The 20,774-nt window shown below is 58.5% G+C and carries 18 protein-coding genes and 1 riboswitch; of the genes, 5 read left to right on the forward strand and 13 right to left on the reverse strand.

The genetic code is table 11. From position 1 onward, the window contains the following. Positions 1 to 9 precede the first annotated feature (9 nt). Positions 10 to 999, reverse strand: a complete 990-nt coding sequence (moaA, locus tag BM007_RS06335) for a GTP 3',8-cyclase MoaA (RefSeq protein ID WP_090417717.1) — start codon at positions 997 to 999, stop codon at positions 10 to 12. Then, a riboswitch (molybdenum cofactor riboswitch) is annotated at positions 987 to 1,120 on the reverse strand. Its footprint overlaps the gene before it by 13 nt. A gap of 225 nt (positions 1,121 to 1,345) precedes the next feature. Here moaA and yvcK point away from each other — a divergent pair. Continuing rightward, the gene (yvcK, locus tag BM007_RS06340) at positions 1,346 to 2,254 is read left to right on the forward strand and encodes a uridine diphosphate-N-acetylglucosamine-binding protein YvcK (RefSeq protein ID WP_090417720.1); all 909 of its coding nucleotides are present in this window, start codon (positions 1,346 to 1,348) and stop codon (positions 2,252 to 2,254) included. Positions 2,255 to 2,328: 74 nt separating this feature from the next. Here the strand turns inward: yvcK and uvrB are convergent, their stop codons facing one another. Next, a complete protein-coding gene (uvrB, locus tag BM007_RS06345; RefSeq protein ID WP_029742168.1) occupies positions 2,329 to 4,344 on the reverse strand; it encodes an excinuclease ABC subunit UvrB in 2,016 nt (671 codons plus the stop codon). A gap of 752 nt (positions 4,345 to 5,096) precedes the next feature. Here uvrB and BM007_RS06350 point away from each other — a divergent pair. Further along, complete coding sequence (locus tag BM007_RS06350; protein ID WP_048992974.1) at positions 5,097 to 5,819, forward strand: ABC transporter ATP-binding protein; 723 nt, start codon at positions 5,097 to 5,099, stop codon at positions 5,817 to 5,819. Here BM007_RS06350 and bioD read toward each other — a convergent pair. Genes bioD through bioB form a run of 4 tightly spaced genes read right to left on the reverse strand, consistent with a single transcriptional unit; the run spans position 5,782 to position 9,409 of the window. After that, entirely contained in the window at positions 5,782 to 6,483 is a 702-nt protein-coding gene (bioD, locus tag BM007_RS06355) for a dethiobiotin synthase (RefSeq protein ID WP_065420268.1), read from the reverse strand. The genes BM007_RS06350 and bioD overlap by 38 nt on opposite strands. Further along, a complete protein-coding gene (bioC, locus tag BM007_RS06360) occupies positions 6,476 to 7,231 on the reverse strand; it encodes a malonyl-ACP O-methyltransferase BioC (protein ID WP_090417723.1) in 756 nt (251 codons plus the stop codon). Before bioC ends, bioD begins: the two co-directional genes overlap by 8 nt. Continuing rightward, the gene (gene bioF, locus BM007_RS06365; RefSeq protein ID WP_090417726.1) at positions 7,215 to 8,372 is read right to left on the reverse strand and encodes an 8-amino-7-oxononanoate synthase; all 1,158 of its coding nucleotides are present in this window, start codon (positions 8,370 to 8,372) and stop codon (positions 7,215 to 7,217) included. Before bioF ends, bioC begins: the two co-directional genes overlap by 17 nt. Continuing rightward, complete coding sequence (gene bioB / locus BM007_RS06370) at positions 8,369 to 9,409, reverse strand: biotin synthase BioB (protein WP_032641628.1); 1,041 nt, start codon at positions 9,407 to 9,409, stop codon at positions 8,369 to 8,371. The genes bioF and bioB overlap by 4 nt, the downstream gene beginning before the upstream one ends. Positions 9,410 to 9,477: 68 nt before the next feature. Here bioB and bioA point away from each other — a divergent pair, with 68 nt between their 5' ends. Beyond that, entirely contained in the window at positions 9,478 to 10,785 is a 1,308-nt protein-coding gene (gene bioA / locus BM007_RS06375) for an adenosylmethionine--8-amino-7-oxononanoate transaminase (RefSeq protein ID WP_090417729.1), read from the forward strand. Between the two features lie 48 nt (positions 10,786 to 10,833). After that, positions 10,834 to 11,310, forward strand: coding sequence for a kinase inhibitor (locus tag BM007_RS06380; protein ID WP_024908770.1), 477 nt, complete (start codon positions 10,834 to 10,836; stop codon positions 11,308 to 11,310). Between the two features lie 66 nt (positions 11,311 to 11,376). On the opposite strand, the gene hutH is transcribed toward BM007_RS06380, so the two are convergent. The 5 genes from hutH to hutI all read right to left on the reverse strand — a co-directional run bounded on the left by hutH (position 11,377) and on the right by hutI (position 17,621). After that, complete coding sequence (hutH, locus tag BM007_RS06385) at positions 11,377 to 12,897, reverse strand: histidine ammonia-lyase (RefSeq protein ID WP_090417734.1); 1,521 nt, start codon at positions 12,895 to 12,897, stop codon at positions 11,377 to 11,379. Next, positions 12,894 to 14,582, reverse strand: coding sequence for a urocanate hydratase (gene hutU, locus BM007_RS06390; RefSeq protein WP_090417748.1), 1,689 nt, complete (start codon positions 14,580 to 14,582; stop codon positions 12,894 to 12,896). Before hutU ends, hutH begins: the two co-directional genes overlap by 4 nt. A gap of 126 nt (positions 14,583 to 14,708) precedes the next feature. After that, the gene (locus tag BM007_RS06395) at positions 14,709 to 15,443 is read right to left on the reverse strand and encodes a histidine utilization repressor (protein ID WP_024908773.1); all 735 of its coding nucleotides are present in this window, start codon (positions 15,441 to 15,443) and stop codon (positions 14,709 to 14,711) included. 19 nt (positions 15,444 to 15,462) lie between these two features. Continuing rightward, positions 15,463 to 16,401: a formimidoylglutamase gene (gene hutG / locus BM007_RS06400; protein ID WP_090417752.1), complete on the reverse strand. Its 939-nt coding sequence runs from the start codon at positions 16,399 to 16,401 to the stop codon at positions 15,463 to 15,465. Continuing rightward, the gene (gene hutI / locus BM007_RS06405; RefSeq protein WP_090417754.1) at positions 16,398 to 17,621 is read right to left on the reverse strand and encodes an imidazolonepropionase; all 1,224 of its coding nucleotides are present in this window, start codon (positions 17,619 to 17,621) and stop codon (positions 16,398 to 16,400) included. The genes hutG and hutI overlap by 4 nt, the downstream gene beginning before the upstream one ends. A 224-nt stretch (positions 17,622 to 17,845) precedes the next feature. Between hutI and BM007_RS06410 the strand changes: the two genes are divergently transcribed. Further along, positions 17,846 to 19,129: a putative acyl-CoA thioester hydrolase gene (locus BM007_RS06410; RefSeq protein WP_024908776.1), complete on the forward strand. Its 1,284-nt coding sequence runs from the start codon at positions 17,846 to 17,848 to the stop codon at positions 19,127 to 19,129. A gap of 55 nt (positions 19,130 to 19,184) precedes the next feature. Here BM007_RS06410 and tisB read toward each other — a convergent pair whose 3' ends face one another. Together tisB and pgl are read right to left on the reverse strand one after the other, a co-directional pair. Beyond that, positions 19,185 to 19,274, reverse strand: a complete 90-nt coding sequence (tisB, locus tag BM007_RS23515) for a type I toxin-antitoxin system toxin TisB (protein WP_023332440.1) — start codon at positions 19,272 to 19,274, stop codon at positions 19,185 to 19,187. 443 nt (positions 19,275 to 19,717) lie between these two features. Continuing rightward, positions 19,718 to 20,713, reverse strand: a complete 996-nt coding sequence (gene pgl, locus BM007_RS06420; protein WP_048992106.1) for a 6-phosphogluconolactonase — start codon at positions 20,711 to 20,713, stop codon at positions 19,718 to 19,720. Between the last annotated feature and the right edge of the window lie 61 nt (positions 20,714 to 20,774).

The raw sequence follows: 20,774 nt of genomic DNA on the forward strand, positions 1-20,774 counted from the left end.
TAAGCCTGATTACCCGCCGATGTAGGACAGGTTCTGAGTAATGCCGGTATTGCCCTGATGCAGGAAGTGGGTCTGTTTTTTATGCGTCAGCGCTTCAGAAATGCGCGCTTCAAGCGCGTCCTGCTGCGCATCGTCTTCCAGCAGATCGCGAAGGTCTACGCCCCCGTCACCAAACAGGCAAAGATGGAGCTTGCCCACGGAGGAGACGCGCAGGCGGTTGCAGCTGGCGCAGAAATCTTTCTCGTAAGGCATGATAAGCCCGATCTCGCCTTCGTAATCAGGATGGCAGAAGACCTGCGCCGGGCCGTCGCTGCGCTGGCGGATCTGGTGGATCCAGCCGCGCCTGAGCAGCGCGTCGCGCAGCACCATGCCGGAGATGTGATGGCGGCGGAACAGCTCGCTGCCCTCGCCGGTTTCCATCAGCTCAATAAAACGCAGCTGAATGGGGCGGGATTTAATCCACGCCAGGAAGGTATCGAGCTGGTGATGGTTTACATCACGCATCAGCACCGTGTTGACTTTGACTTTTTCGAAGCCGGCCGCAAATGCCGCATCGATACCGTCCATGACCTGCTGGAATTTATCCTGGCCGGTAATGGCGTGGAACTGGCGGGCGTCCAGGCTATCGACGCTGACGTTGATCGCCGTCAGCCCCGCATCGCGCCAGGTCGCCACGTCGCGCGCCATGCGGTAACCGTTGGTGGTCACCGCAATCTGGCGGATACGTTCGTTTTCACGTACGGCGGCAATGATGTCGGGGAAATCGCGGCGCAGCGAGGGTTCACCGCCGGTCAGACGCACTTTTTCGGTGCCGAGCTCAGAGAAGGCGCGCGTAACGCGGCGCACTTCATCCACGGAGAGAAAGCCGTTATTGGTGATGCTGCCCGGTTTGTAGCCATCGGGCAGGCAGTAGGTGCAACGGAAGTTGCACACATCGGTAATCGACAGACGTAAGTAATAAAACTTACGCGCGAAAGCATCAGTAAGTTGTGAAGCCATGTACACCTTTCCAGATCGGGAGGCACAGTCATTTCTTTCTGTACCCTGGTGGCAAATTCGCCACGGCCAGAGCGCCATATCTTTCGACACAGGCGCAAGGGCTAGAGTGTATGTTTTCAATTTTGAAAACGTGGTTAGGGCGATAGTAGCGCGGAAATTCTGACGGCGCCATTATCGCTTTTCGCTATATAATTAAGTATATAGCGAGTCATTCGTCCATTTTCGCTACAGAATACCTAAAAACCGCATTTTCACATTGATATACGTCATTTTGCATCGGGTGAGGCATCGTCTTTTAGGGGTAGTTAGGTTACTGTTACGCGATCGAACGTGATAAGGAATACGTATGCGCAATCGCACTTTTGCGGATCTTGACCGAGTGGTCGCTCTTGGCGGAGGACACGGCTTAGGCCGGGTTATGTCCTCTTTGTCGTCACTGGGCTCAAGGCTGACAGGGATAGTGACCACCACCGATAACGGCGGCTCAACCGGGCGCATTCGTCGTGCCGAAGGCGGCATTGCCTGGGGAGATATGCGCAACTGCCTGAACCAGTTAATTACCGAGCCGAGCGTCGCGTCGGCGATGTTTGAGTACCGTTTTGGCGGTAATGGCGAACTTTCCGGTCATAACCTCGGAAATCTGATGTTAAAGGCGCTGGATCACCTGAGCGTACGGCCTCTGGAAGCCATCAACTTAATCCGTAATCTGCTCAAAGTGGACGCATTCCTGATCCCCATGTCTGAACAACCGGTTGACTTGATGGCCATCGACGCCGAAGGGCATGAAGTTTACGGCGAGGTGAATATTGACCAGATCCTCCTGCCGCCAACGGAGTTGATGACCTATCCGAGCGTGCCCGCCACGCGTGAAGCGGTAGAGGCAATCGGGGAAGCGGATCTTATCCTGATCGGTCCAGGCAGTTTTTACACCAGCCTGATGCCCATTCTGCTGGTGAAAGAGCTGGCGCAGGCGCTGCGCCGCACCCCGGCGCCGATGGTTTACATCGGTAATCTGGGACGTGAACTGAGCCCGGCGGCGGCGAGCCTGTCGCTGGCGGACAAGCTTGAATTAATGGAGCATTACGTCGGCAAGAAAATCATTGACGGCGTAGTCGTGGGACCAAAAGTGGATGTGTCAGGGATTGGCGATCGTCTGGTGGTGCAGGAGCCACTGGAGGCCTCAGACATCAAGTATCGGCACGACCGTCACCTGCTGCGCGAGGCGCTGGAGAAGGCGATTCAGGCGCTGGGTTAGGTTCGTTTTTTGCGGCCTGATGCCCTCACCCCGGCCCTCTCCCACGGGGAGAGGGAGAAACACGCTGCTTTAACCTATGATGCCGCGATAAACAGATCCCGCAGCTGATGAAGCTGGTCGCGGATCTGCGCCGCCTCTTCGAACTCCAGGTTCTGCGCGTGCTGCATCATCTGCCCTTCCAGCTCGTGGATTTTCTGCTGCAGCGCTTTCGGCGTCAGCACGACGGTATCTTCTTCCACCACTGAACGCGCCTTGCCGCGGCCTTTCGCTTTGGTTTTGGCAATGTTCTGACCCAGCGCCAGAATATCCACCACCTTCTTGTTCAGACCCTGCGGCGTAATGCCGTGTTCTTCGTTGTAGCGCTGCTGTTTCTCGCGGCGGCGTTCCGTCTCACCAATCGCTTTCGCCATCGACGGGGTAATTTTGTCACCGTACAGAATCGCTTTCCCGTTGACGTTACGCGCGGCGCGGCCAATTGTCTGAATCAGCGAACGCTCGGAACGCAGGAAGCCCTCTTTGTCCGCATCCAGAATCGCCACCAGCGAGACCTCCGGCATATCGAGACCTTCTCGCAGCAGGTTAATCCCCACCAGCACGTCAAACTCGCCCAGACGCAGGTCGCGGATAATTTCCATGCGCTCCACGGTATCGATATCCGAGTGCAGATAACGCACCTTCTCGCCGTGCTCTTCGAGATACTCGGTCAGGTCTTCCGCCATACGCTTGGTGAGCGTGGTCACCAGCACGCGCTCGTTGATGGCGGAACGGGCGCGAATTTCCGAGAGCAGATCGTCCACCTGGGTGGCCACCGGACGAACTTCAATAATCGGGTCGAGCAGACCCGTTGGACGCACAACCTGATCGACAACATCTTCACCGGATTTCTCCAGCTCGTAGTTGCCCGGCGTGGCCGAGACGTAGATGGTTTGCGGCGCGAGCGCCTCAAACTCTTCAAACTTCATCGGACGGTTATCCAGCGCCGACGGCAGGCGGAATCCGTACTCCACCAGCGTCTCTTTACGCGCCCGGTCGCCGCGGTACATCCCGCCGATCTGCGGGATCGTAACGTGGGATTCGTCGATCACCAGCAAACCGTCTGCCGGAAGGTAGTCAAACAGCGTCGGCGGCGGCTCGCCCGGCCCGCGCCCGGAGAGGAAGCGGGAGTAGTTTTCGATGCCGGAGCAGTAGCCCAGCTCGTTCATCATCTCAAGGTCAAACTGGGTGCGCTGGCTCAGGCGCTGCTCCTCCAGCAGCTTATTGTTGGCCAGCAGCACCTTACGGCGCTCGGCCAGCTCCACTTTGATCTCTTCCATCGCCTGCACGATACGCTCGCGCGGCGTCACGTAGTGCGTTTTCGGGTAGATGGTGAAGCGCTGGATCACCGACTCAACGTGTCCGGTCAGCGGGTCGAAGAGCGACAGGCGTTCAACCTCTTCGTCGAACAGCTCGACGCGCAGCGCCATATCGTCCGATTCCGCCGGGAAGATGTCGATCACCTCACCGCGTACGCGGAAGGTGCCGCGCTGGAACGCCTGATCGTTACGGGCATACTGCAGCTCCGCCAGACGACGGACGATGGCGCGCTGGTCGATGATCATCCCCTGCGTCAGGTGCAGCATCATCTTGAGATAGAGATCCGGATCGCCGAGACCGTAGATCGCGGAAACCGATGCGACAACGACCACATCGCGACGCTCCAGAAGCGCCTTAGTGGCCGACAGACGCATCTGCTCGATGTGTTCGTTCACCGAGGCATCTTTCTCAATGAAGGTGTCAGAGCTCGGTACATAGGCTTCAGGCTGGTAGTAATCGTAGTAGGAGACGAAATACTCCACGGCGTTTTCCGGGAAGAACTCTTTCATCTCGCCGTAAAGCTGTGCGGCCAGGGTTTTATTGGGTGCCAGCACCATCGTGGGGCGCTGGAGATCCGCAATCACGTTGGCGATAGTGAACGTTTTACCCGAGCCGGTTACCCCCAGCAGCGTCTGGTGCGCCAGCCCATCTTCCAGCCCTTCTTCCAGACGACGGATCGCCTCAGGCTGATCGCCAGATGGACGGAAAGCAGAATTCAATTTGAACGGTTTACTCATGGGCGACAACCTGATGACGTTATAAGCGGCAGGTGAGTAATTTTACTCCTTGTTGCCAGGAATGCCAGTAAAAAACACTGGATGAAAAACCAGTAGCATGTCAGGATATTTAGAGTAGCGCCTGAATGATTAGCGCGATAGCGACCAAAATTTGGACTGTGACAATATAAAACACCAGTCAGGTCAGGTTATCCCCAGAACTTTTTCTTTTTTAACATTTGTCAAGCCAGGTAATGATAGTTTTGTGGCAACGAGTGACACTTTCATGACGGGAATTGCTTTTATCTAAGCAATTAAATAATAAACGATATTTTCTAAAGCCGCGTTTCGCGTCAATTTGGGCGTAAGCCGCGTCTTCTCTCGCTTATCGCGTGTTTTCTAACTCTAATGCACATGGTTATCCACAGGAATAGTGGATAACTGCTTCCAGCCCATGCAGACTGGCGCTCGGCAAATTCCCGGATTTTCCCACGAGACGGCGGTAAAAAATTTTTATAGCTATTTTTTGCTGATTAACAGTTGCGTCATTCATAACCAACCGATGCGATCTTGCTCACATTTTCAGCATTTCGGGTTCTGCACCACAACTCAACACCGCCAGCACCGTCGATGTGCAATCCCGTTTTTTCTCGGCCCCTCTCCGATGACTTATTCCTAAAAAAGCCGGTTTTTTAAACACTTTTCGGTTTCTGGCAGGGGTTTTGCAGATTCAAACCCGAGCCTCACCTACACACATTTTTAAGGAGAGAAAGATGTTGAGTCTGCGTGCTGTGAATCAGTTTTACGGAAGCCAACATACGCTATGGAACGTGAATTTGGATTTTCCGCAAGGGATGTGTACAGGCGTCGTTGGCCTGCCGGGAATGGGGAAAACCACCCTCATGAATTGCATCGCCGGGAGAGTGCCCGTCGAAAGCGGCAGCATCATCTGGCATGAGGCAGGCGCGCCGCCGCGCGATTTGCTTAACCTGCCGCCAGAACAGCGTTCAGGAACGGAGATAGGCTATGTCCCGCAGGACAGGCGGATCTTCTCCCAGTTAACGATTGAGGAGAATCTGCATATCGCCATGCGGGCGATGGGGAAACCCAACCCGGAAGCGAAAAATGATGTTTACGACCTGTTTCCGGCGCTCTACGCATTGCGACAGACCCGCGCCAACACGCTCTCTCCGGACGACCAGTACCAGCTGGCGCTGGCTAATGCGCTGGTGAACCGTCCTCACCTGCTGATCCTCGATGAGCCCCTGCAAGGCGCAGGACACAGCTTCGCCCAGAAGCTGGGGCAGCTGCTGGTGCGCTTAAACCGGGAGTTAGGTATGACGGTGCTGTTAGCGGAGCAGCAGCTGTCGTTTATCCGCCGGGTTGCGGACCGTTTCTGTATGCTCTATCGCGGGCGTAACGTGGCGCAGGGCCACGTTAACGAACTGGATGACGAGCTTATCGCGCACTGGATGTCGCGGGAAGCAAGACGCTGAGATCGAGATAACGCCCGGTTTCGGCATTTTCCGCGCCGTCAGCAAGCCAGGGAATTTCCCCGAGGCACGGGGCGGGAAGAACGCGCCTGAGCGTCGCCAGATACTCCTGGTGTCGTTTCCCCGGCGCAACCACGTCGTTGGCTATCCAGCCCGCCAGACGCAGCCCGGCCTGCCGTATGGCCTGCGCGGTCAGCATGGCGTGATTGATACAGCCCAGCTTAACGCCGACGACCAGAATGACCGGAAGCTGCTCGGCCTGCACCCAGTCAGCAAACGTCTGCGCGTCCGAAAGCGGCGTAAACCAGCCGCCAGCCCCTTCCACCAGCACCCAGTCGGCCTGGCTTTCCAGCGCCCGTAACCCGGCTGAAAGCACGGCGAAATCAATCGGACGACCTTCGTCAGCGCTGATGATGTGCGGCGAGGTCGGCTCGGCAAAGGTATATGGATTGACCGCTGAATAGGCGAGTTCACGCGTGCTGTTACGCTGGAGCGCCAGCGCGTCGGTGTTGCGTAACCCTTCCGCCGTCATCTCGCTGCCGGAAGCAACGGGCTTATATCCGGCGGTGTTTTTTCCGAGCTTTCGTGCCGCCTGCAGCAGCGCAGAGCTGGCCACCGTTTTGCCCACTTCCGTATCCGTTCCGGTGACAAAATAACGTTCAGTCACGTTCGATAATCCCATGAAAAAGTTGATAAGAGAGCGGGAAATAACCCCGCTGCTGAGGCCAGGCCAGCTCCAGCCGCTGCAGCTGTCCCCGGGTCAGCGGTTTTTTCTCCCGTCCGGTATGCAGGTGCGTGGCGCCGATGCCCTTCAGCGAACGCATGGCGCTGAACGCATCGCTAAAATTGAGCGTGATGGTCTGCACCGTGCTGCGGTAGCGCCAGCCTGTCAGCGCCTGCGTCACCTGCTCATGCGATAAAAAACGGTTAGCGTGCGGCTGCTCATCCACCGCTTTCCACGCCTGATTCAGCTCCGGCAGCGAACTCTCCAGCAAGGTGGTAAAGGCCACCTTCCCGCCCGGTCGCGCCACGCGATAAAGCTCGCGCAAGGCCTGCGGCAGGCTGCTGCACCACTGGACCGCCAGATGGCTCCAGACCAGATCGAACTGCGCATCCGCCAGCGGGATCGCCTCGATATCGGCCAGCAGATAGCGATCCGCTGCCTGCCTTTGACGCGCCTCGTCGAGCATCTGCTCTGAGAGGTCGATAGCCGTGACCTGGCTTCCCGCCCCGCGCCAGTAGCGGCTGTTGCTGCCCGGACCACAGCCGGCGTCCAGCACCTGGGGAAAACGGCTCTCGCCAAGCGCGGTCAGAAGCCCCTGCGCGCTCAGACGCTGCAGCTCATCGTGCTGCGAATAGCTCTGCGCGGCGCGACCAAATGCCGCCGCGACGGCCCGTTTATCCACCGGCAACATGGAGCGCCTCCAGCAACGTCTCAATATCCTGTCGTTCATGCGCCGCCGTCAGGGTTAAGCGCAGCCGCGCGGTACCCGGCGGAACCGTTGGCGGGCGGATGGCGGTCACCCACATGCCGCGCTGGCGCAGCGCCTGTGCCAGTGCCAGCGCGCGGGCATTTTCACCGACAATCACCGGCTGGATAGCGCTCTGCGAATCGGTGCTGCGGAAGGGCAGCGCCGCGAGTCCCAGGCGGAAGCGGGCGATATGCTCTGCCAGACGCTGGCGACGGTGTTCCCCTTCTGCGCTGCGGATCACCGCCAGCGACGCAGACAGCGCCACGGCCTGCGCCGGGGGCATGCTGGTGCTGTAGATTAGGTGTCGGGCAAACTGCAGCAGATAGTCGGCGACGGATTCGCTGCACAGCACGGCGGCGCCGCTGACGCCAAAACCTTTGCCGAAGGTGACAATCAGCAGTTCCGGCTTCACGTTTTGCTGATACGCGCTCCCGCGCCCTTCGTCGCCCATTACGCCAATGCCGTGGGCATCGTCCACCAGCAGCCAGGCGTTTTGCCGTTTGGCGGTATCGTGCAGCGCGGCAAGCGGCGCGCTGTCGCCGTCCATGCTGAATACCCCTTCCGTAACCGCCAGCTGTTGTCCGTCGCAGGGTTTATCCAGCAGCGCAGCAAGCTGTCCCGCATCGTTATGAGCAAAGCGGCGCAGCTGCGCCGGGCTTAAATGTGCCGCCTCCAGCAGGGAGGCGTGACTTAAGCGGTCGGCGACAATGCGGTCCTCTTTTTCCATCAGGGCCGTAATCACCGCCTGGTTGGCGGCAAAGCCGGAGATAAACAGCAGCGCGCGCGGGTAGCCGAGCCAGTCAGCCAGTTCCTCTTCCAGCGCATGATGCGCTGTGGTGTATCCGCTGACGTGTCCCGAGCCGCCGCTGCCCACGCCAAACCGCTCAGCGCCCTGCTGCCAGGCGCGGATAATGGCCGGATGCTGGCTCAGCCCGAGATAGTCGTTGCTGGAGAAATTACAAAACTGCCGCCCGTCGCGGGTAAGAAAACGGCCCGCGCCGTTTTCCACCACCCTGCGAACGCGAAATGCCTCTGCCGCCCGACGGTCGTCAAGCGCAGAGTTGATACGTGCCTGCCAGGTCATACGGCTGCCGCGTTGTAGAACTGGTCGGTGTCGGCGTTGAAAATCTGCTGCTCCAGCTGCTGCTGTTGCTCGTTATCGCCCGTCAGCACCTCGGTCTGATGCGGGTTAAGCCCCAGCTTGCGGAACAGCTGAACATCTTTGTCCTCTTCCGGGTTCGGCGTGGTCAGCAGCTTGCAGCCGTAGAAGATAGAGTTGGCTCCGGCCATAAAGCACATGGCCTGGGTCTGCTCGTTCATCTGCTCGCGACCGGCAGAGAGGCGCACGAAAGAGGTCGGCATCATGATGCGCGCCACCGCGATGGTGCGAATAAAATCAAACGCATCCACGTCGTCGTTGTCCGCCAGCGGCGTGCCCTTGACCTTCACCAGCATGTTGATCGGCACGCTTTCCGGCGGGGTCGGCAGGTTAGCCAGCTGCAGCAGCAGGCCCGCGCGGTCTTTCACCGTTTCTCCCAGGCCCACGATACCGCCGGAGCACACTTTGATTCCGGCATCACGCACTTTATCCAGCGTATCCAGACGCTCCTGGTAGGTACGCGTGGTGATGATGTTGCCGTAAAACTCCGGCGAGGTGTCGAGGTTGTGGTTGTAATAGTCCAGCCCCGCCGCCGAAAGGCGCTGCGCCTGCTCGTCGTTCAGCGTGCCGAGCGTCATACAGGCTTCGAGGCCCATCTCCTTCACGCCTTTTACCATCTGCTCCAGGTAAGGCATGTCGCGATCGTGCGGGTTCTTCCACGCCGCGCCCATGCAGAAGCGGGTCGAGCCGGCGTTTTTCGCCTTGCGCGCCGAGTCGAGTACCTGCTCAACTTCCATCAGCCGTTCGGATTCCAGGCCGGTTTTGTAGCGCGCGCTCTGCGGGCAATATTTGCAGTCTTCAGGGCAGGCACCGGTTTTGATCGACAGCAGCGTGCTGACCTGAACATGGCGAGGATCGAAGTGCTGACGATGCACCTGTTGGGCTTCGAACATCAGCTCAAGGAAAGGTTTATTGAATAATTCAGTGACTTGCGACATCGTCCAGCGTGCGTGGTGAGCCATGGGGCTTCTCCAAAGGGTTTTGTTAATTTTCGGTTCGGTTTATACTCGTAAACCTAAAACTTTTCAAAATGGTTTACAAGTCGATTATGACCCAGGACGATCTCGCCTTCGACAAGCAGCATATCTGGCACCCTTACACCTCCACGACCCGCCCCCTTCCCGTCTATCCGGTGACCTCCGCCCACGGCTGCGAGCTGCATCTCGCCAGCGGCGAACAGCTCGTTGACGGGATGTCCTCCTGGTGGGCGGCCATTCATGGGTACAACCACCCGCGCCTGAATGCGGCAATGAAGGCGCAGATTGACCAGATGTCGCACGTGATGTTCGGCGGGATCACCCATCAGCCCGCGGTGGATTTATGCCGTCGCCTGGTGGCGATGACGCCTGACTCGCTGGAGTGCGTGTTCCTGGCGGATTCCGGCTCCGTGGCGGTGGAAGTGGCGATGAAAATGGCGCTGCAGTACTGGCACGCGAAAGGCGAAACGCGCCAGCGGTTCCTCACCTTCCGCAACGGCTATCACGGGGATACCTTCGGGGCGATGTCGGTATGCGATCCGGACAACTCCATGCATAGCCTGTGGAAGGGCTATCTGCCGGAAAACCTGTTTGCCCCGGCCCCCCAGAGCCGCTTCGACGGCGAGTGGAACGAAATGGACATGGTCGGCTTCGCGCGGCTGATGGCGGCGCATCGCCATGAAATCGCCGCCGTGATACTTGAGCCGATTGTGCAGGGCGCGGGCGGGATGCGGATGTACCACCCGGAATGGCTGAAGCGTATTCGCAGGATGTGCGACCGCGAGGGCATTCTGCTGATTGCCGATGAGATCGCCACCGGCTTTGGCCGCACCGGCAAGCTGTTTGCCTGCGAACATGCGGGTATCGCCCCGGATATTCTGTGCCTCGGCAAAGCGCTGACCGGCGGCACCATGACGCTCTCCGCCACGCTCACGACCCGCCAGGTCGCCGACACCATCAGCGACGGCGAAGCGGGCTGCTTTATGCACGGTCCGACGTTTATGGGTAACCCTCTCGCCTGCGCCGTCGCAAGCGAAAGCCTCGCCATTCTGGAGAGCGGCGAGTGGCAGACGCAGGTTGCGGCGATTGAAGCGCAGCTGAAAGCGGAGCTGAGCGCCGCCTCGGGGGCGAATTTCGTGGCGGACGTGCGGGTGCTGGGCGCCATCGGGGTGATTGAAACCACCCATCCGGTGAATATGGCGGCGCTACAGCGCTTCTTCGTGGACCAGGGCGTGTGGGTACGGCCTTTCGGCAAGCTTATCTACCTGATGCCGCCGTACAGCATTACGTCGGAGCAGCTGCGTAAATTAACCGACGCGGTTGTAACAGCCGTTAACATTCCCGCGCATTTCACGATTTAACCCTATGCATTACACTTGCTGAACGAGCGATCAACGAGGGTAAACCGTATGAAAATCATCAGCAAAGATCTGCGCGACGGTGAAAAACTGCCGGAGCGTCACGTTTTCAACGGCATGGGGTATCAGGGAGACAATATCTCCCCACACCTGGCATGGGATGAGGTTCCGGCAGGCACCAAAAGCTTTGTCGTGACCTGCTACGACCCGGATGCGCCTACTGGCTCCGGCTGGTGGCACTGGATTGTGGCGAACCTGCCTGCCGACACGCGCGTCCTGCCGCAGGGTTCCGGTTCAGACCTGGTTGCCCTGCCTGAAGGTGCCATTCAGACGCGCACTGACTTCGGTAAAGCGGGCTACGGCGGCGCAGCGCCGCCAAAAGGGGAAACCCACCGCTATATCTTCACGGTGCACGCGCTGGATGTGGAGAAGATTGAGGTCGATGAAGGGGCGAGCGGCGCGATGGTCGGGTTTAACGTGCATTTCCATACGCTGGGCAGCGCGTCGATTACGGCGATGTATTCGTAATAGTGCGGGCTGATACCCTCACCCCGGCCCTCTCCCACAGGGAGAGGGTTAGGGTGAGGGGAAAAATCACAGCACTGAAGGTAGCAGTCCTACAAGGCTTCCTTCTTCCAGAAGCTGCATCGCCTTATCAATATCCGGCGCAAAGAAGCGGTCGTCATCGTAGTGCGATACATGCTCACGCAGCGCATGACGCGCCTGCTCCAGCAGCGGACTGGATTTTAGCCCTTCACGCAGATCGATACCCTGACTTGCCGCCAGCCATTCCACCGCCAGCACGCCGCGGGTGTTGGAGGCCATTTCCCAGAGACGACGCCCGGCAGCCGGTGCCATCGAAACGTGATCTTCCTGGTTTGCAGACGTTGGCAGGCTGTCCACGCTGTGCGGGTGCGACAGGGCTTTGTTCTCGCTTGCCAGCGCTGCGGCCGTCACCTGAGCAATCATAAAGCCCGAGTTGACCCCGCCGTTACGCACCAGGAACGGTGGCAGCTGGGACATATGTTTATCCATCATCAGCGCGATACGGCGCTCGGACAACGCGCCGACTTCGGCAATCGCCAGGGCGATATTATCCGCCGCCATCGCTACCGGCTCGGCGTGGAAGTTACCGCCGGAGACCACCTCGTTTTCCTGGGCGAACACCAGCGGGTTATCGGACACCGCGTTGGCTTCGACCAGCAGCACCTCCGCCGCCTGACGCAGCTGCGTCAGGCACGCGCCCATCACCTGCGGCTGGCAGCGCAGGGAATACGGATCCTGAACTTTTTCGCAGTTATGGTGTGAATTGGCAATTTCGCTGGTGTCGGTAAGCACGTGACGGTACATCGCGGCAGCATCAATCTGCCCACGCTGACCGCGCACCTCGTGGATGCGGGCATCGAACGGGCGACGCGAGCCCAGTACGGCTTCGGTGGTCAGCGCGCCGCACACCACCGCCGAGGCAAACAGATCTTCCGCTTCAAACAGGCCGCGCAGCGCGAAGGCGGTCGATGCCTGCGTGCCGTTCAGCAGCGCCAGCCCCTCTTTCGCCGCCAGCGTAATGGGCGTTAAGCCGGCTTTTTTCAGCGCCTCTTTCGCAGGCAGCCACTCGCCCTGCCAGCGCGCTTTGCCTTCGCCCAGCAGCAGCAGCGACATGTGCGCCAGCGGGGCAAGATCGCCGGATGCCCCAACAGAGCCTTTTGCCGGGATCCACGGATAGACTTCCGCATTGACCAGCGCCATCAGCGCCTGAATGACGCTCAGGCGAATGCCGGAAAAGCCGCGCGCCAGGCTGTTGATTTTGAGGACCATCATCAGACGGACAATCTCATCGTCAAGCGGCTGGCCGACGCCCGCCGCGTGCGACAGCACCAGAGAACGCTGTAAATTTTCCAGATCGTGCGTCGCGATGCGGGTCTGCGCCAGCAGCCCAAAGCCGGTATTAATCCCGTAGGCCGTGCGCCCTTCGGCCACAATGGCTTCCACACAGGCAACGCTGTCATTAATGGCCGCGTGCGCGCTTTCATCAAGCGAAAGGGTGACCGGTTTACGCCAGACGTTACGCAGCTGTTTGAGCGTCAGCGAGCCGGGAGTGAGTGTTAATGCGTTCATTCATGCTTTCCTTGTGTGGCAGGGATCATCGGCAGGTTAAGGCCCTGCTCTTTGGCACAGTCAATGGCAATCTCATAACCCGCATCCGCGTGACGCATCACGCCGGTTGCCGGGTCGTTGTGGAGCACGCGAGCGATACGCGCGGCGGCTTCATCGGTTCCGTCGCAGACGATGACCATCCCGGAATGCTGGGAGAAGCCCATCCCCACGCCGCCGCCGTGGTGCAGCGACACCCAGGTCGCGCCGCTGGCGGTATTCAGCAGGGCGTTCAGCAGCGGCCAGTCGGAGACCGCATCCGAGCCGTCGCGCATGGCTTCCGTTTCGCGGTTCGGGCTGGCGACGGAGCCGGAGTCCAGGTGGTCGCGGCCGATGACGATCGGCGCGGAAACTTCACCGCTGCGCACCATTTCGTTGAAGGCCAGACCGAGTTTTTGCCGCCACTCCAGCCCTACCCAGCAGATACGCGCCGGCAGGCCCTGGAAGTTAATGCGCTCGCGGGCCATATCCAGCCAGCGGTGCAGGTGTTCGTCATCGGCGACGATCTCCTTCACTTTGGCGTCGGTTTTGTAGATATCCTCCGGGTCACCGGACAGGGCAACCCAGCGGAACGGACCGATGCCGCGGCAGAACAGCGGGCGGATATAGGCCGGAACGAAGCCCGGGAAGTCGAAGGCGTTATTCACGCCCATCTCTTTCGCCATCTGGCGAATGTTATTGCCGTAATCAAAGGTCGGAATGCCCATCTGGCTGAAGGCCAGCATGGCGGAGACGTGTTCCGCCATGGAGCGTTTCGCGGCAAGCACCGTGCCTTCCGGATCGGTTTCCGCTTTTTGCTGATAGTCTTCCCACGTCCAGCCTTTTGGCAGGTAACCGTGCAGCGGGTCATGGGCGCTGGTCTGGTCGGTGACCAGATCCGGACGCACGCCGCGGGCGACGAGTTCAGGAAGAATGTCCGCCGCGTTGCCGCACAGGGCAATCGACACCGCTTTGCCTTCAGACGTGTATTTTTTGATGCGCGCCAGCGCATCGTCCAGATCGGTTGCCTGTTCGTCGACGTAACGGGTACGCAGACGGAAATCAATGCGGCTCTGCTGGCACTCAATGTTCAGCGAGCACGCGCCGGCAAGCGTGGCGGCCAGCGGCTGCGCGCCGCCCATCCCACCGAGACCCGCGGTCAGTACCCAGCGGCCTTTGAGCGAGCCGTTATAGTGCTGGCGACCGGCTTCCACGAAGGTTTCGTAGGTGCCCTGCACAATCCCCTGACTGCCGATGTAGATCCAGCTACCCGCGGTCATCTGGCCATACATCGCCAGCCCTTTCGCGTCCAGTTCGTTGAAGTGTTCCCAGGTGGCCCAGTACGGCACGAGGTTAGAGTTGGCGATCAGCACGCGCGGCGCGTTTTTGTGCGTTTTGAACACGCCCACCGGCTTGCCGGACTGCACCAGCAGGGTTTCGTCATGTTCGAGTTCGGTCAGGGATTTTACAATTGCGTCATAGCATTCCCAGTTGCGCGCGGCGCGGCCTATGCCGCCGTAGACCACCAGCTCGTGGGGGTTCTCCGCCACCTCAGGATCAAGGTTGTTCATCAACATGCGCAGCGGGGCTTCGGTGAGCCAGCTTTTGGCGGTGAGAGTGGTGCCGCGCGCGGCGCGGACATCCTGCTGGCGGTATTTACCTGACGACATTGTGTGCTCCTCATACGGGACAGTGATGCATTTAGATATACTTGTATAGACAAGCACACACAAGGTCAGATTTAACAAAAAAGATACAATTTTGTTATATTGCGTTAGCTATCACGCTTTTAAAACTTATGACATAAAGTGGCCCTGCAGCCGGTAACGGTTCCCCGGGAAAAGCAGTCGGGCATGCGACACGATGTGCGACGAGGACCAGGTCCGACGGCGAATCAGCAGGCACGGATCGTGCTCTTTAATGCGCAGCCGCTCGCACTCCTGCGGCGTGGCGCGCACGGCCTCCACAATGTGCTCCCCTTCCGTCAGCGGTGCGACGAGCGAGAGATAGGCGTGCGGGGTGGTCTGGGTGTAATCCTGGTTCAGATAGTCCGGTATCCGTTCAGCGTTCACGCAGCGATCTTCAATCTGCACCGGAATGTCGTTCTCAAAATGCACCATAACCGAGTGGAAGATCCGGCTGCCTTCTTTGACATTCAGCTCTACCGCCTGCTCGGCGCTGGCCTGGGTCTCTTCGAGCACCAGCACCTCACAGCGGTGCTGGTGATTACGCGAGGTTATCTCATCGGCAATACTGCGGATTTCAAACAGGGCGGATTGCCCTTTCGGTTCCGCCACAAATGTCCCCACGCCCTGCAGGCGCACCAGAAGCCCTTCGTCGGTCAGCTCGCGCAGCGCCCGATTCACGGTCATCCGGCTAAAACCGAACTGCGCCACCAGCTCGGCCTCCGAGGGAATGCGATCGTGCGGCCGCCAGACGCCGGTGGCGATTTTTTCGCTGATCGCCTGCTTCACCTTTTCGTAGAAAGGCGCGGGAGGGCTCGACTGCGGCAGAGGTGAGCGTGAAAACATCGTAACTCCTTGAATAGTATTATGCCCACCAGTGAGCAATTTGCCAGGCCAGACGGGCGGCAAGCTTTGCGCCCTGTCCGTCCCGATCGTACTGCGGGTTAAACTCTACCAGATCGGCGGCCTGTAGCTTACCGCTACGGCAGATTTGTTCGATAACCGGCAGAAGATCCAGCGCCGGTATGCCTAACGCAGCCGGAGCGGAAACGGCAGGCATTTCACTGGCGGGCAGGACGTCCAGATCGATCGTCAGATAGATACGGTCAGCCTGCGCCAGCACTTTTTCCAGCGCAGATAGCGCATCGCGCCTGAAATGGAGATCTTCCACCAGCGTGACGTTCAGGCGTTCGGCCTCCTCCCACAGAGCCTGCGTGTTGGCCGCCCGGCTCACGCCAAAGCAGGCGTACTGAAATGCCCGCCCGCGCTCATCGCAATAGTGCGCCAGCTGGCGAAACGGGGTGCCGGACGTGGCATGGTCGGCCTTGCGCAGGTCAAGATGCGCATCAAGATTGATCACCGCCACGCGCTCGTTAGGGAACGCGTCAAGAACGCCCCGACCGTGCGCCCAGGCGGTTTCGTGCCCACCGCCAAAGACCAGCGTACGCATCCCGGACTGCTGACAGGCCGTGACGGCATCGCTTAAAGCCTGCTGTGCCGCTTCCAGCTCGTCGCCTTCAACGTAAACCGAGCCCATATCCGCCAGCCGTTCGTGCCCCTGATGGCTTGCCATATTCGCCAGCGCTTTTCGCAGCATATCCGGAGCCTGCACGGCGCCGGGCCTGCCCTGATTGCGTTTTACGCCTGCATCACATTCAAAGCCTATCAGCGCAATGCCGGATGATAGCGGCGTGAACGCTCCCTGTTGCCGTATCGTCTGGAAAATGCGCGTTGCGTTGCTGGCCTCGGCGCTGTCGTCGCGCCCCTGCCAGACCGTTTCGGCTACGGGCCGCCATAACCTCATACTGCCTCCCCACGGAAAATACGTTGATACAGCGGATTGCGTCCCGGCTCGTAGACCATCTCAACCGGATGGTGAGCATCCCAGACGATAAAATCAGCGACAAACCCGGCCCGCAGCTGTCCGTGAGTTGCGCCACGGCCCAGCGCCTGCGCGGCATGCCGCGTGACGCCAGCCCAGGCTTCTTCAGGGGTCAGGCCAAACTGGACGCAGGCCATGTTCATCGCCAGGTGCAGGCTGGCAAACGGGCTGGTGCCGGGGTTGTAGTCGGTGGCGACCGCCATCGGGACACCCTGTTTTCTGAGCTGTTCAACCGGCGGACGCTGGCGCTCCTGCAGAAAATAGAACGCCCCCGGCAACAGGACCGCAACCGTGCCGCTTTCCGCCATCGCCTGAACGCCTGCGTCGTCAAGATATTCGATATGATCGGCGGAGAGTCCCTTATACCGGCTGACCAGCGCCGCACCGCCCTGATTCGACAGCTGTTCGACATGTCCTTTCACCGGGATGCCGAGCGCGGTGGCCGCCTGAAAGAGGCGCTCGGTTTGCGACGGGGTAAAGCCGACGTTTTCGCAGAACACGTCTACTGCTTCATATAACTCTTTTTGCCACAGCGCGGGCAATATCTGCTCACAGACCAGCGTGAGATACGCATCTGGATCCTGTCGGTATTCCGGCGGAACCGCATGGGCCGCCAGCAGCGTTGGGCTGATATCGATCGGATTATTGAGGCTCAGCTGACGGGCAACCTGCAGCATCTTCTCTTCGGCCTCGGGGTTTAGACCGTATCCCGACTTGATTTCAACCGTAGTGACGCCTTCATTCATCAGTCGCTGAAGCCGCTGCTGCGCCAGCTTAAGCAGGGTTTCGGGTGAGCTGCTGCGCGTCGCCGTCACGGTCGCGTTAATCCCGCCCCCCTGGGCGCTGATGGTTTGATAAGAGACGCCGTTCAGACGCTGCTCCCACTCCGCCGCGCGATCGCCGCCAAACACCAGGTGGGTATGGCAGTCAATCAGGCCAGGCGTGACCAGACGCCCCTGGAGATCGACACAGTGAGGGTGTCCGGCAGGAATGTCAGATTCAGGGATCACGGCCAGAAGGGTGTGGCCGCGCACGACCAGGGCATGTTGCTCTTTCAGTCCATAGGGCGCAGAGACGTCCGGCACCATCGTAGCCAGTCGCGCATTTCGCCATATTACATCGTCGGGATGAATCTGCTGCATGGGCATTCCACTTGTCATGGGTTGTATAGACATTTATTTTCATCTGTTGCCTGCTGTCAACCGACTTTGCGGAAAATGTTATTTATTTGTGATCACTTACCTGCCGCTCCGGGGCTAAAAATGCAACTTTTACCCTTTTTATCTTCCCGTTTCGCTCAACTTAGTATAAAAAAGCAGGCTATTTCGTCTATCCCGTAAAGACTTGCATACCCAGGAGCTTCACCTTGAACATTTCCAGGATTTCCCGTCTGGCGTTAGCACTCGCCTTTGGCGTGACCTTATCCGCATGCAGTTCAACCCCACCGGATCAGCGACCTTCTGAGCAGGTTGCGCCCGGTACCGCCTCCCGCCCGATTTTGTCCGCTGATGAAGCGAAGAACTTCGACCGTGCGCACTACTTCTCAGCGATGGATCCTAACGCTGCACCGTGGACACCGTCGTCTATTAACCTGCCTAAACAGCCTGACTTCGTGGTAGGCCCGGCGGGTGCGCAGGGCGTAACGCATACCTCTATTCAGGCTGCGGTTGATGCTGCCATCACTAAACACAGCGCGTCTCGCCAGTACATCGCGATCCTGCCAGGTGAATATGAAGGCACCGTGTATGTTCCGGCCGCACCAGGCAGCATTACGCTTTACGGTCTGGGCGAAAAAGCTATCGACGTAAAAATTGGCCTGGCGATTGATTCCGAAATCGACAGCAACACCTGGCGTCACCTGGTGAACCCGGCCGGTAAATATATGCCGGGTAAACCGGCGTGGTACATGTTTGATAACTGCCAGAGCAAGCGTTCCGCCACCATTGGCGTGATGTGTTCAGCGGTGTTCTGGTCTCAGAATAACGGTCTGCAGCTGCAGAACCTGACCATCCAGAATACCCTGGGCGACAGCGTTGATGCCGGTAACCACCAGGCCGTTGCGCTGCGTAGCGATGGTGACCAGGTGCAGATTAACAACGTCAACATTCTGGGCCGTCAGAACACCTTCTTCGTGACCAACAGCGGCGTGCAGAACGCCCTGCAGAATAACCGCCTGACCCGTACCCTGGTGACCAACAGCTACGTTGAAGGTGACGTGGATCTGGTGTCCGGTCGCGGCGCGGTGGTGTTTGATAACACCGATTTCCGCGTGGTGAACTCACGTACTCAGCAGGAAGGTTACGTGTTTGCTCCGGCAACCCAGTCTAACCTCTTCTACGGCTTCCTGGCCGTGAACAGCCGCTTTAATGCTGCCGGTGACGGCGTGGCGCAGCTGGGACGTTCCCTGGACGTGGACTCTGCCACTAACGGCCAGGTCGTGATCCGCGACAGCGTGATCAACGAAGGCTTCAACATGGCGAAGCCGTGGGCTGATGCAGCAATCTCCAAACGTCCGTTCTCCGGCAATACCGGTGCGATGGATGATAAAGGGAACGTGCAGCGCAACCTGAACGACGCTAACTTCAACCGCATGTGGGAATACAACAACCGCGGTCTGGGTAGCAAAGTGGTTGCTGAGCCGAAGCAGTAATAAGATGAGAGTAAAAGGGGGAGTTTAATCCCCCTTTTTACTGCGACTGAATGCGTCAGGCTCCAAACTTAAGATACGCATCCAATAGTTGCATAATCGCAACCATGAGTTGCAGGAACAGAATTGCCCATTCCACACCGCTCATACGCCACTCCTTTGGTATAGAGCACTTCTCCTCTGATTTACCTTTCCTCTGCCTGTCACCAGAGGTGTGTTGGTTATGTTTTGATGTGCTCCGCAGTTTAGGCACTGTCGGCACCACCCGACAGCCAGGACTGAATACGGATCCTGAATTGCGGAACTGCAACACATCAAGCCAACGGACAGAATGATATCAAATCACTACTGTACATAAAAACAGATAAGGTCAGTTTAGGAATTTATAAAGAAAATGCCTCTAAGCAACTGATTATTTTAAATATAACAACCGATAATCATTCTGTGTTCTTTGTCCTTCGTTGACGATGAGTTTACTTCGCCTTGAGTCGACATTATGATGACCATGTTGGTTACGTTTTGATGTGCTCACCCGGCAACCACCGGGCATAAAAAACCTCGCATTCGCGAGGTTTTTTTGTTTTAAGCCGCTTAGTGAGCGTTAACCACCACCCACATCGGCCCCTGGCCGACCGCGTAACGCCCTTTCTCTTCCAGCAGCCCCTGCTCGCCTTTGATTTCATACAGCGCGATATGGTGGGATTTCTGCCCCGCTGCAATCAGGTATTTACCGCTGTGATCGATATTAAAGCCGCGCGGCTGGGTTTCCGTTGGCTGGAAGCCTTCAACCGCCAGCACGCTGCCGTCTTCAGAAACGCTAAACACGGTAATCAGGCTGGAGGTACGGTCACAGGCGTACAGATGACGGCCATCTGGCGTAATGTGGATATCCGCCGCCCAGCGGGTGTCGGAGAAGTCAGGCGGCATCATGTCCAGCGTCTGCACGCACTCAATCTGGCCGTTAGGATCTTTCAGCTCCCAGACGTCCACTGAGCTGTTCAGTTCATTAACCACGTAGGCGTATTGCTGGTTCGGATGGAAGACCATATGGCGCGGACCCGCGCCTTCAACGGTAGTCACTTCGGCAGGATTCTGCGCCACCAGGTGACCATCGTCGCTCAGGGTGAACAGGCAGATACGATCCTGCTTCAGCGCAGGCACCCACAGCGTGCGGTTATCCGGCGTGATATTCGCCGAGTGGCAGCCTTCAAGCCCTTCCACCACATCCACGGTTTCGACCGGAATGCCATTTTCCAGACGCGTTACGCTGACGCAGCCCGCGTTATAAGAGCCGCTGAAGACAAAGTTGCCTTTACGATCGGTAGAGATATGGGTTGGGCTGCCCGGCAGTGGTGCTTCGGCAGTGTACGTCAGCGCGCCATCGTCCGGAGAAATGCGATAGGCCAGCACGCGGAACTCCGGGCGCACACCCACGTACAAGAAACGTTTATCCGGGCTGATGACCATCGGTTGCACCTGGCCTGGCACATCAACAACCTGAACCAGCGTGAGTGTCCCTTCGGTATTTAAACGCCAGACGTGGATCTGCTGGCTTTCAGGACTGGCGGTATAAACGGTTTGTTTCATGAATATTCACTCCTCACTGCGCATGAAAGTAGTTAACTTTTGACGGTGAATGCTGAATTGT

The organism is Enterobacter sp. NFIX59 (assembly GCF_900113755.1).
GTDB classification, from domain to species: Bacteria; Pseudomonadota; Gammaproteobacteria; order Enterobacterales; family Enterobacteriaceae; genus Enterobacter; species Enterobacter pseudoroggenkampii.

What these genes read in the sequence shown, in the direction of transcription:
- moaA (WP_090417717.1), bottom strand. Translation starts at nt 999, where the DNA reads ATGGCTTCACAACTTACTGATGCTTTCGCGCGTAAGTTTTATTACTTA.
- yvcK (WP_090417720.1), top strand. Translation starts at nt 1,346, where the DNA reads ATGCGCAATCGCACTTTTGCGGATCTTGACCGAGTGGTCGCTCTTGGC.
- uvrB (WP_029742168.1), bottom strand. Translation starts at nt 4,344, where the DNA reads ATGAGTAAACCGTTCAAATTGAATTCTGCTTTCCGTCCATCTGGCGAT.
- BM007_RS06350 (WP_048992974.1), top strand. Translation starts at nt 5,097, where the DNA reads ATGTTGAGTCTGCGTGCTGTGAATCAGTTTTACGGAAGCCAACATACG.
- bioC (WP_090417723.1), bottom strand. Translation starts at nt 7,231, where the DNA reads ATGTTGCCGGTGGATAAACGGGCCGTCGCGGCGGCATTTGGTCGCGCC.
- bioF (WP_090417726.1), bottom strand. Translation starts at nt 8,372, where the DNA reads ATGACCTGGCAGGCACGTATCAACTCTGCGCTTGACGACCGTCGGGCG.
- bioB (WP_032641628.1), bottom strand. Translation starts at nt 9,409, where the DNA reads ATGGCTCACCACGCACGCTGGACGATGTCGCAAGTCACTGAATTATTC.
- bioA (WP_090417729.1), top strand. Translation starts at nt 9,478, where the DNA reads ATGGTTTACAAGTCGATTATGACCCAGGACGATCTCGCCTTCGACAAG.
- BM007_RS06380 (WP_024908770.1), top strand. Translation starts at nt 10,834, where the DNA reads ATGAAAATCATCAGCAAAGATCTGCGCGACGGTGAAAAACTGCCGGAG.
- hutH (WP_090417734.1), bottom strand. Translation starts at nt 12,897, where the DNA reads ATGAACGCATTAACACTCACTCCCGGCTCGCTGACGCTCAAACAGCTG.
- hutU (WP_090417748.1), bottom strand. Translation starts at nt 14,582, where the DNA reads ATGTCGTCAGGTAAATACCGCCAGCAGGATGTCCGCGCCGCGCGCGGC.
- BM007_RS06395 (WP_024908773.1), bottom strand. Translation starts at nt 15,443, where the DNA reads ATGTTTTCACGCTCACCTCTGCCGCAGTCGAGCCCTCCCGCGCCTTTC.
- hutG (WP_090417752.1), bottom strand. Translation starts at nt 16,401, where the DNA reads ATGAGGTTATGGCGGCCCGTAGCCGAAACGGTCTGGCAGGGGCGCGAC.
- hutI (WP_090417754.1), bottom strand. Translation starts at nt 17,621, where the DNA reads ATGCAGCAGATTCATCCCGACGATGTAATATGGCGAAATGCGCGACTG.
- tisB (WP_023332440.1), bottom strand. Translation starts at nt 19,274, where the DNA reads ATGAGCGGTGTGGAATGGGCAATTCTGTTCCTGCAACTCATGGTTGCG.
- pgl (WP_048992106.1), bottom strand. Translation starts at nt 20,713, where the DNA reads ATGAAACAAACCGTTTATACCGCCAGTCCTGAAAGCCAGCAGATCCAC.